Source organism: Flavobacterium sp. UGB4466 (assembly GCF_903469665.1).
Taxonomy (GTDB): Bacteria; Bacteroidota; Bacteroidia; order Flavobacteriales; family Flavobacteriaceae; genus Flavobacterium; species Flavobacterium lipolyticum.
Map to the genome: position 1 here is coordinate 1 of NZ_CAGKLC010000126.1, position 10265 is coordinate 10265.

The window sequence follows — 10265 nt, forward strand, 5'->3', positions numbered from 1 at the left end:
ATATATCTTAAACCTTTTTGATTTGAAAGGTTTTCTTTTGCTAAATTATTTTCTCCAATTAACTTATTTGCCAGATTAATCCAATTATCACATACCGCTATATACTGCGCTTTTGTTTGAGAGGAATTAATTTTATCAGAATCCGAATAATTTATGTATTTAGCTTTTACTTTTTTTTTATCCTCTTTATTTTTGTCTGAAATATTTTTAGTTTTATCTTTTTAAGGAACTTTTTGCTGAAGAAATTAAATTAAAGTAAGTGAATATGATTTTAATATTTCTTAGTCTCCATTAAATTTCCTTGATCGTCGTAATACTCGCATTCTCCGATTTTTTCCCCATAGATATACATTTCACACTGTTTTAGTTTCCCGTTCTTGTAGTAGATATCGCTTTCACCAAATAGTTCTCTATTTTCATAATAATGGATTGAAGCTAGTTGTCCATTGTCATAATAAGTTGTAAATTCTCCTGAATAATCGCCATTTTCATCATATCTTTCTACACTGCTTAATTGTCCGTTTTCATAATATCGTGTCCATTTTCCGGTTTTACCATTGTTGTTATAGTATCCAATTTCCGATTTTCTCCGATTTTTATGATATGAGATTTTTTTTCCTGTAAGTTTATAGTTTTTATATTTATAACAGGCAGCTAAATTACCGTTATCATAAAATGATTTTTCTTTGCCATTCTGTTTACCTTTTTTATATTTTTTTAAGGTAAACAATTGCCCATTTTCGCGGTATTCTTTCCATTTTCCGGTTCTATTATAATTCTTATCAATTTTCCCTTCTTCTTTTATTTTTCCGTTGGTGTAAAAGCTTTTATAATTTTCTTGCGCGTACGAAATAAAAACAGAGAAGACGATTGTTATGCAGGATAAAATAAGTTTATTCATTATGGTTTTTGTTGTAAGGTTTTAGTCCGTCTAAATCAAAATTGCTGTTGTGTAATTGTATTATTTCAATGGTTTTCTACTTTCGTCAGATTGCCTTGTTCATCATAATATTTCCACTCGCCTTTTTTGTATTCGTCTTCAAAATTCCCTATCATCCGCAATTGCCCGTTTTCGTAGTAAAATTTCCACTCGCCATTTTGCTTATTTTTTTCATAGCATCCCGTATTGCTCAATTGTCCATTTTCAAAATATTGTTTCCATTCGTCGATTTTTCCTCTTTCATCGTAGTTTCCTGTTGATGATAAAACTCCATTCCAACGATAATATTTCCATTCTCCTATGTTTCGGTCATTTTCATACCGTCCTATTGATTCTAAATTTCCATTATGATTTTCATTGCTTACTACTTCACTAGAAAAATATTCTTTCCATTCGCCTGTTTTTTTATTATCTTCATAATTGCCAATGCTTTCTAATTGCCCATTTGAATAATACACTCTCCATTCGCCTTTTTTTCTATATTTTTCGTAGTTTCCGATAAAAAATAATTTGCCATTTTCATGGTAACATTTCCATTCGCCTGTTTTTGTTCCATTTTCGTAGTTGCCAATTTCTCGCAATTGTCCGTTTTTGTAATATTGTTTCCATTCACCATTTGATTGACTACCATCTTGTTCAAATTTGTCAACATACATTACTCGTCCATTTGGATGATAATTTTGCCATTCGCCTACACAAGTTCCATTTTTGTAATTTCCAAACTTACGTAATAGTCCGCTTTCATAATACTCTTTCCATTCTCCTACGGGTCTGTTATCTTGATAATTGCCTGTTTCCGAGAGTTTTCCGTTTTTATAATAACGTTTAAAATCGCCAGTCATCATACCATTTTTGTAGCTTATAACTTTGTACAATTTTTTATTCTCGTCGAATGTTTTCCATTCGCCTGTTTTTGTTCCGTTTTTGTCAAGTTTTCCTTTTTCTGCAAAGGTATTTTTACTGGTAGATGAATGTTTCTTTTCAAAGACGGAACACGATCCACTAACTGAAATAATTAGAAAAAATAGTAAGGTATAGGAGATTAGTTTTTTCATTGTTTTATTTGATGTTCAAAATTCTAACTCTACTAGAAACAGGGTTCGCTTGGCGAAGTTTCATAACTTAGCCCATATTAATTTTTGGGTAGATTTTTTGTGTTAAAAAGGAATTTTGAAAAGAGTATTTTTAGTTTTTATCTTTTTAAGGTACTTTTTGCAAAGTGATCATTCTCAAATTCTTCCTTAGTTTTATAACTAAAAGTATTTCTAAAAGCTCCTTGTTTCAAATTTTTTAATTCGTATGAATCTACTTCTAAGTATGTATTGTCATTAGGTTTGTATCTGTATCTTAAACACCAGTCATTTCCTATATAGTAAACCAAAACATCTTTTTGGTACAGACGTTTCTCAAAATTTTCACCTTCTTTATTATACAAACGGAGTGTATCTGTAAAATAACCGTCTTTGGTATAAGCTTCAAAATAAACTTTGCGGTTGTCATGAAATTCTTTCCATAATCCTGTGCCCATTTTAAAAGTGGTTTCGTAGATCACTTTGCCATCATTATCAAATTGTCTAAAAATGCTATCACGTAGACCATGTTTAAAATATTCTTCTTTCCAAATTCCACCTATTGCATAAACATTTCCTAAAGTATCAAATCCGGCATCGCCACTGAGCCATTTGCCTTCTTTATAGCCATCAATAATTTTACCATATCGTACACCTCCTTCTTCAAAGTTTTCTATATAAGAGAGTTCTCCCCAATTAGGGGAGTCCTCTTCAGGAAAGTCTGCGTACCTATAACTGCCTGCATTAATAAATGCCATACCTTTAGGAGATTCTTTAAAAGGAGTTATCCTTTTAAAAACGCAGGACGAAAAAATTACTATGATAATTAGAAATATGCTCTTTTTCATTTTATTGATTTGTAAAATTTACATAGGATTGCCAAGATAGTTTTGAATATTGGATTGCAAAATCTTAATTCGATTTTAGGTATTCAATAATTAAATCTATCGCAGTATCTTTCCAATAATTTTCAGTAGTACTGGTAAGGATTTCATTTATAAAGTTTATTTCTTTATTTTCTAACAATATAGATGCTTTAGAGTAAAAATCACTATATTCAGAGAAGGTTTTGTTTGCTGTGTTTTTTATTTTTTCTAATTGTTTCAAATAATATTGCTGTACTTCATCTGGAAAGTCATCCTTTATCAATTCGTATAAATCTTCATTACCTTTTAAAAACAATTCTTTTGCTTTAATTTTTTGTAATTAATTTAATAGTTCTTTTACTTGTCACAATAGTAAATGAGGTTTTTGCAGTTTCGCGATTGTAGCTTTAAATTCTAGTCACTAGGAACACTATCAGAGCGGTAAGGAAAGCAAGGTAATCCTTCATCATAAACCAACGAATCTTTTACATAAAGTCTTTTTCCTATAATTTTTCCTTTATCATCATGTAGTCTTAGCGTATCTGTAAAATACCCATCTCTAGTGTACATTTCAAAGTATAATTGCCCATTACTATGGAATTCTTTCCAGAGACCTGTTCCTTTTTTAAATGTAGTCTCATAAATAATTTTTCCATTACTATCAAAACGTCTATAAATACTGTCTCGCAAGCCATTTTTAAAATATTCCTCTTTCCATATTCCTCCTTTGGCAACGACATTTCCATTTTTATCAAAATCAGCGTCACCACTTAACCATTTACCTTCTTTAGAATCATCAATCCCAGTTTTGCCAAAGCTGACACCGCCTTCCTTGAACCATTCTTCTGTTGGAGAAATTCCCAATCCGTTATTCTCTATTTTTAGTTTAGGAGGAAAATCTGAATCATATTTAGAGTGTAGATACATTAATGCCTTCGCAGTCCCCTTTATGGGATCTAACATTTTTTTTTGGTAAGATTTGCACCCTATGAAGAATGTGTACATAGTTAAGAATAACACAAATAATTTAATAGTTTTCGATGTCATCACGCATGATTTTTATTTGATTATGAAAATAAACTAATCTGGAATTATGATAATCCATGATATTTTTAGTACTCCCCTGTTTAAACAATAAATAGTTTGAATGAATTTGATCAATAACAGAGTAATAATATTTTTTCGTTTCAATTAGAACTAATGAGTAATCAGAAGCTTTTAAGTTAATTTTATATTTATGTAATTGTATTTTATCTGTATGAATAGAATTTAATATTTGTAAAGTGCTTGTGTTTTCTTGTAAATAAGACGTGTTTTTGTCAATTTCATTTTTGCATACAGATAAATATTGGTCTTTTGTTTGTGTATTTTTGCCAGTTCCTGCTACTATAGTTGATCCGGGTTGTCCTTTATATTCTCTTTCAACATTAGTCTTCAATCTTGTGTAATAACTTGTTTTATATTGAAAATAAATATTAGTTTTCGTTATTTTTTCAATCAGAGTGCTTTTTTTTCCAATAATAGTTGTTAGGCTATAAATCTTATTTGTTTCACTTTGCAATTTTAGAATCTTCGTTTCTATAGGAGGAATAAACTTTTCATTTTTTGTTCCATCAGGATTATTGACTGGCAATCCATTTCCTAAAATATTTTCTCTAGCAACTTTATATTCTTCTTTTTCCTTTGAATCATAAAATAAATGGGGTAAGCCTAACATATGACCAATTTCATGGGAATAAGTATCTTTGTTATTTGTATTGGTAGAATATACGATTAAAGCATAATGATTAAGAGGATTTGTACGGCTATATGCTCCCGTCTTTTCATCTGAAGATTCGAAATCAGATAAAATAATAATCCCACCCTCATTGAATGATTTTCCTTTATTTCTCAATTTGTTTTTGTATTCAGATATTGTTATTTCATCCATTTCGTTTGCTTTGTCAGGAAGTCCCAAATCTTTTTGATCATCTACTATTACCTCAGTTATAACTGGTTTTTTATTGCACTCTTTTTTTATAGGGTCCCAACTTTCTATCCTACAATTTCCGGTAACAGGATCAACATCTGGTTTTTGTTTAATAATACTCGCAAAATACTTTTTTTTAGTCCAATCTTCCTTATCAAAAGCATAAAAATAATCATCGACCTTACTGGCATCCATAGCCTCAAAATTTTCAATCTCCACTGCATAACCTGCTTGGTTAAGAGAGTTATTGTTTAGATACTCTTTGATACCTGCATTTTTAAACTTTTTAAACAAGGCTTTCGCTTTCTCATTTGGATTTCCTTCATTTGATACCAGTGCAATAACCCTAAATTTAAGTTTCAGTACTTTATTTTTCATCATGTTTAGACCACCTATTTCGCTTGGGCCTTTTGCACCAGTATGTAAAAAAAAGTATTTTTTGTCTAACGATTCTTTCGAACATTTTATTGTAAGTTGTAGCTGTTCATTAGCTACTATTTTTTTCTTTGTTGTTTTGTCGTTTTCATCCTTTCTTTCTTCTTCTCCGTCAATTTTAAAACTATAATATTCATCGCCTGTAATAGAGATATAATCATCCTGACTTTCCCCTTCAAAAAAGACTTCCAAACTCAATGTGACGGGCTCGCCTGGTTTTAGTAAAACAAAAGGCATTTCGAAATGATTGTCAAAATTAATAAGTCCGTAATTTTTCTGAATCGCTTTTATTGCGCCAGGTTTATCTTCGCCAATAGGTATGATGTTTCCTAAATCCTGAGCTGTGTTTCCTTTTTTATAAAAGTATTCTACTTTTTCAAAGGGCACACCTTGTATTTTTTGAATTTCCATTGTTTCCGGATCGACATCTACCCAATCAAAACCAAATTCTCCATTATAAGTTTCTAAAGTTCTGACTTTGGCATAAACCTTTGAAATCTCTTTTGGCTCTGAGGAGTAATCTCCAAATATAACATTTTTTGTTTGCGTTTGTTTTGAATCTATGATAGAAATTTCTCCTTGTCCAAAAGTACAGAAAGCAGTAGAAGCTTCTAATAAACCTTTGTGTTCACTCTGTAATACATTACTTTTTGTGCTTGACCAAGGAGCTTCAATAGCAGGTTGGCACGGAATAGGCGGATTTTGTATTTTACAGCTGGTAAAATTTGGAAAAACAAATGTTTTTTCATTTTCAGTAGCCATCAATTTATCCTGGATAAAAATTTTGGTTTGAGATTTTACCTCCAACGTACCATCTTCAGTGCCCAAAGTGCATTTGCATTGGGCACCGTTACATATATATTTTGCCATAATTAATTTATTAATACGTTTGCTCCTTTTATGGTTGTATCTCCTACTGCTTCTACTTTTATAGCCTTATTTGCTTTAATATTGATATTAGAGCTGGCATCTATATTTACATTATCTCCCTTTAAATTAATGTTGCCGGAAGTGAATATATTTACACCATTTTGACCTAAAAGTTCAATTAAATTATTAGCATCTTTCTTTAATTGGATTCTGTTTTTTTCTAAAAGAATTGTGTCGTTTGAGTCTGTAAGTTTTATTTCTGCTCTTTCATTACCGCTCATTTCAAATGACAGCTTTTCTTTTTCATGATCATTATATAAACGAGCTGAGATATTACTAGGTTCTATTAATAAATTAGTTCGTTTTTTACCGTTATCATCGTTTAATTTTAGATTGGTAGTATTTTTTGTCATTGTTAAGACCGAGCCTTCTGTTACAACATTGTTTTTAACCGAATTAAAAGTCGTTCTAAGACTATCAGGTGAAAAATGTGTAATTGCTAATGGGTTTTCTTTTTCATCAAAATAGCTAATCTTAAAGTTTTTGTCTTTGTCAAACTCTATTTTAGCAACATCAAGAATTTTTGTTTCATTAGTTTCTGTTGCAGTATCCGTTTTTATATAACGAATGTGCAGTTTGTTGCCATCGGCACTATAATCAAAAAATAACTTTGGGTCATTTGTGGCTTGTATTCTTCCCATTAGTCTGTCGACTTCAGAAAACTGCGAAACAAACGCTCTTGTTTCTACTCCGTCAATAATGGTCGCCAAAACCCAACTGTCTTTTTTAGGAATGGTAATAACTCCTTGTTCTATATCGAGGATTGAAGCTTTCAATCGTACGTTTTTAAGGATGGCACCATCGGCACGCATAATGTTTACGGTATAAGCGTCTTCAGGATTGTGAAATGATTCTATTTCATTATTTATTTCGATGACTTTTGCAGCAAAAGTTTCAATCATTTGATTTTTACTAGAGACATCTTTTATTAAATCGGTTATATTTCCCATGATATATTTTTATTAAACTTCTACTCTTCGACCTATGTAAATCCTTTGCCTGTAACCATTTTCGCCATAACTTCGCACGACCTTTTCGACCTGAAAGGTTCCATTTTTTTCTTTGTCTTTAGCATTTTCCAGAATTACCTTATCGGTTGGTCGCACAAAAGGCTCTCCAAAAGTGAGAAAGGAACCTTCAAATCCGCTGGGTTTAGATTCCATTGCTCGTAATGCGGCGTATTGATACAGTTCTGAAGCCACTTTTGTGGTTGTTTTTTCAAAAGCTGTAGGATCATTTGGTAAATCATCACTATCACTGTGTAATACGTGGGTTTTCACTAATTGCCCATTTGGGTCACCCAGTTCAATGTAAATTGGGGTGTTTGAATTTTTAAAGTATTTTTCTACTCGTGTACGGGTATTTTTTGTCGATTCATTAACTACGACTAACTTATCTTCAATAATGTTGTAACGAAATCTGAAACGTGCTTTCCCTAAAAAGTTCCCGGAAGCGGCTTGAATAGTTTTATTTAGTTGCGTACTCAAAAGTTCAAGTCCCTGATTGATTAGTTTTTTTACAATTGCCCCGGCCAGAGGACTTTGGATAAAATTGCGATCGATAAAACTGCTTAATTCTCCGGTTGTATGTTTTTGCGGGTTATTGGTGATTGTAAGTACAGGTCGGGCTTCTTCCATTTTAAAATAGGTGTAGATTCCCTTATCCTTTAGCATTTCGAAAACCTGAGCCAGGGTTTGCCCCCTGTTAATCATTAGATTCCCTAAATTTTCGTCAAGAGCATCTATCTTCAATGGAAGATTTAACGGTTTGATTCTTTTTTCAAGAAATGTTTTTGGATTAAAGTTCTCGACATTGGTGGTTGGATTAGTGGCTACAACATTCAAAGTATCATTTTTGTCCTGAGCATCGGTATTATCTACTGCTTTTATTTTTTTGAAGGCGTACATTAAGTCTTCACAGGTTATAGTAGCATTGGTATCGGATTGTACTCCTGTGATATAACCCCTAAAAGCCGGTTTGTAATCTCCGTCGTATCCTAAAAATATTTCTATGAAATTTTCAACTTTAAAAAAATCATGAATTGTTTTTTGTTCACCGCTTGCATTTGCAAATAAGTTCTGATCAAAGCCTTTGGTATCGGTATATACTTTTTGAGGCATAACAATCGTGGCGGTATCGGTTAACGATTTGTAGGAGCTATTGATTTCTACGTTTTTGACATAGGTAAATTCATAAAATTTTGGAGTAGGGATAAGCCTTACCGTTTCATAAACTTTAATTTTAGCATTTAGTTTAAGCATTGTCTCTGATTATTAGTTCTACAGTTTCGTCTGATGTGGCGCTGGCCGTGAATTTTTGAATGTTTTTTGTTCCGGAAATTGAAGGAATAGAGTAGGAGTCTATAACCAGTTCGTAAATACCAAATCGGTTCAGAATAGCATGAGTTACTCTCAGGGCATAGGGAGCATTTAGAAATTGTTTCAATAAGAAAAGTTTCTCTTTTGGATATTCATCTCCACTTTCGTCGGCAATTAGTCCTTCAATCGAAATACTAAAATCACCATTGGTGATATGTTCTTTAATGGTTGAATCTCTGCCTTCTATTCCTTCTTTTCTAATAACTTTTGAGCGATTTAAATTAACTGTTACAGCATCTATGCGCAGACTCGGCAGATTGAGATCCTTCTTTACCAGAGGTTCAAAAATTAGGGGAGCAAAGACTCTAAGGTTAAATTCACCTCCGGTTTTATCGATAATAAAATCTTTCGATTCCGATTCGTTATAGTTAATACCTGTATATTCAGTATCTTTTGAGTCTAAGATTTCGTTTACATTAAAATTGAATTTCATTGTTTTTTAGTTTTTAGTTGGAGAATGTTTTAGCAAAGGCCGTAATAAAGGTATTTTCGAGTCTGGTTTCATTGTGTTTCTGCAGCCAAAGCGCTTCTTCGATGAGCTTATAAAATTCATCCATCGGTAATTGATAAGGATCTACCTGAAAAGCCTGACGAATCAGAGCTGCTGACTTTTTGAATTCATCTTTTTGAGGTGTTGCATTGATTTTAAATTCACTGTCTTTTTGAATCATGGTAACAATAGAATTTCCTGCAGAAAGCATGAATTCATCATCATAATTTTCTTTTTCCAGTAAACATTCTTCAAACAAAAACAAAATAGCTTCATGCGGATCATCATTGTATCGTTTTTGATAATTCAGAAATGTTGTGAGAGTTGGTTTTTTGCAATATGCTGTTATAGATTGGTCATCAGAGGTAAGTTTTAATACATTACCATATTTTTCTTTTAGTTTTTCGATTGCTGTTTCGTCTAACATTTTTTTGATTTTAAGAATTTTGATGTTTTAAATAGAACTGTCTGTACTTTCTCTTTTCAGGATTTCGGTAAGACTTTCAGTGCTTTGTGACTGATTCAAAGGTGTAATGTTAAAATTTCCAATAATAATGTTGCCTTCGGGTTGCTGCCCCAAAGGGTTTTTAAAATTGCTCATGTCTGGTGCCGAAGGTATTTCTCCTAAATCTCTGGATGTAGAATTCATGATTGATTTGATGTTTAAAGGTTGGTATTGCTGTTTAAGATATTCTCAATAGATGAGGTAGTTACTTTCGGGATATTCCCGTAAGTAAGCGGTGTTTTTATATTGATTTTGAGAGTGCTAACCGATTTTATTAGCAGCTGTAAAAATAAGAGATAAAGAGCGAAAAAGGGAAAAATTTGGTTGCTGCTTTCAGTAGTTTCAGTAGAAAGTAATTTAATTAAAGTCTTGGTATGTAGTAGTTTGTGTTGAGGTTGTGAATAAGGGAGAAAGAAAAGAGATAAGCCTAAAAGAGTAAAAATAATCTCTTTTAGGCTTTAACATATTGGTTAAATAAAATTTGAGTTCAACAATGATGAGTATATTTAAAAATGTTTTCTCTTTTTTCTATAATAAAGGAGTAGCATAAGTTTTAATACTTAAAGCATCTAAAGCATCACGTTCTTCATAAAATAATTTATGATTAAATTTATTCATCTGAATTTTTATTTCATCTAAATCTACTGAATTGATGTAAACATCTCTTCCGGATGCAGAGGAG

Annotated in this window: 11 protein-coding genes; all 11 read right to left on the bottom strand. The window is 31.8% G+C overall.

The window, feature by feature from the left end; all coding sequences use genetic code 11:
• Positions 1-271: 271 nt before the first annotated feature.
• A complete protein-coding gene (locus JO950_RS19545) occupies positions 272-901 on the bottom strand; it encodes a toxin-antitoxin system YwqK family antitoxin (protein ID WP_202704146.1) in 630 nt (209 codons plus the stop codon).
• A gap of 65 nt (positions 902-966) precedes the next feature.
• On the bottom strand, positions 967-1995 hold the full coding sequence (locus JO950_RS19550) for a toxin-antitoxin system YwqK family antitoxin (protein WP_202704147.1): 1029 nt from the start codon (positions 1993-1995) through the stop codon (positions 967-969).
• A 137-nt stretch (positions 1996-2132) separates the two neighbouring features.
• On the bottom strand, positions 2133-2858 hold the full coding sequence (locus tag JO950_RS19555) for a hypothetical protein (RefSeq protein WP_202704148.1): 726 nt from the start codon (positions 2856-2858) through the stop codon (positions 2133-2135).
• Positions 2859-2922: 64 nt separating this feature from the next.
• Entirely contained in the window at positions 2923-3192 is a 270-nt protein-coding gene (locus tag JO950_RS19560; protein WP_202704149.1) for a hypothetical protein, read from the bottom strand.
• 98 nt (positions 3193-3290) lie between these two features.
• The gene (locus JO950_RS19565) at positions 3291-3839 is read right to left on the bottom strand and encodes a toxin-antitoxin system YwqK family antitoxin (protein WP_202704150.1); all 549 of its coding nucleotides are present in this window, start codon (positions 3837-3839) and stop codon (positions 3291-3293) included.
• Positions 3840-3903: 64 nt separating this feature from the next.
• Positions 3904-6150 (bottom strand): PAAR-like protein, encoded by a 2247-nt coding sequence (locus JO950_RS19570; protein ID WP_202704151.1) that lies wholly within the window; start codon positions 6148-6150, stop codon positions 3904-3906.
• Between the two features lie 2 nt (positions 6151-6152).
• A complete protein-coding gene (locus tag JO950_RS19575; protein ID WP_202704152.1) occupies positions 6153-7160 on the bottom strand; it encodes a hypothetical protein in 1008 nt (335 codons plus the stop codon).
• 12 nt (positions 7161-7172) lie between these two features.
• Positions 7173-8471: a hypothetical protein gene (locus tag JO950_RS19580; protein ID WP_202704153.1), complete on the bottom strand. Its 1299-nt coding sequence runs from the start codon at positions 8469-8471 to the stop codon at positions 7173-7175.
• Positions 8464-9021, bottom strand: coding sequence for a DUF6046 domain-containing protein (locus tag JO950_RS19585; protein WP_202704154.1), 558 nt, complete (start codon positions 9019-9021; stop codon positions 8464-8466). The genes JO950_RS19580 and JO950_RS19585 overlap by 8 nt, the downstream gene beginning before the upstream one ends.
• Before the next feature lie 13 nt (positions 9022-9034).
• Positions 9035-9505, bottom strand: a complete 471-nt coding sequence (locus JO950_RS19590; protein ID WP_202704155.1) for a hypothetical protein — start codon at positions 9503-9505, stop codon at positions 9035-9037.
• A 27-nt stretch (positions 9506-9532) separates the two neighbouring features.
• Entirely contained in the window at positions 9533-9727 is a 195-nt protein-coding gene (locus tag JO950_RS19595) for a hypothetical protein (protein WP_202704156.1), read from the bottom strand.
• Positions 9728-10265: the final 538 nt, after the last annotated feature.

Coding starts and splice junctions, on each gene's coding strand:
- JO950_RS19570 (WP_202704151.1), bottom strand. CDS start 6,150: ATGGCAAAATATATATGTAACGGTGCCCAATGCAAATGCACTTTGGGC.
- JO950_RS19545 (WP_202704146.1), bottom strand. CDS start 901: ATGAATAAACTTATTTTATCCTGCATAACAATCGTCTTCTCTGTTTTT.
- JO950_RS19565 (WP_202704150.1), bottom strand. CDS start 3,839: ATGTTAGATCCCATAAAGGGGACTGCGAAGGCATTAATGTATCTACAC.
- JO950_RS19550 (WP_202704147.1), bottom strand. CDS start 1,995: ATGAAAAAACTAATCTCCTATACCTTACTATTTTTTCTAATTATTTCA.
- JO950_RS19580 (WP_202704153.1), bottom strand. CDS start 8,471: ATGCTTAAACTAAATGCTAAAATTAAAGTTTATGAAACGGTAAGGCTT.
- JO950_RS19555 (WP_202704148.1), bottom strand. CDS start 2,858: ATGAAAAAGAGCATATTTCTAATTATCATAGTAATTTTTTCGTCCTGC.
- JO950_RS19595 (WP_202704156.1), bottom strand. CDS start 9,727: ATGAATTCTACATCCAGAGATTTAGGAGAAATACCTTCGGCACCAGAC.
- JO950_RS19585 (WP_202704154.1), bottom strand. CDS start 9,021: ATGAAATTCAATTTTAATGTAAACGAAATCTTAGACTCAAAAGATACT.
- JO950_RS19575 (WP_202704152.1), bottom strand. CDS start 7,160: ATGGGAAATATAACCGATTTAATAAAAGATGTCTCTAGTAAAAATCAA.
- JO950_RS19590 (WP_202704155.1), bottom strand. CDS start 9,505: ATGTTAGACGAAACAGCAATCGAAAAACTAAAAGAAAAATATGGTAAT.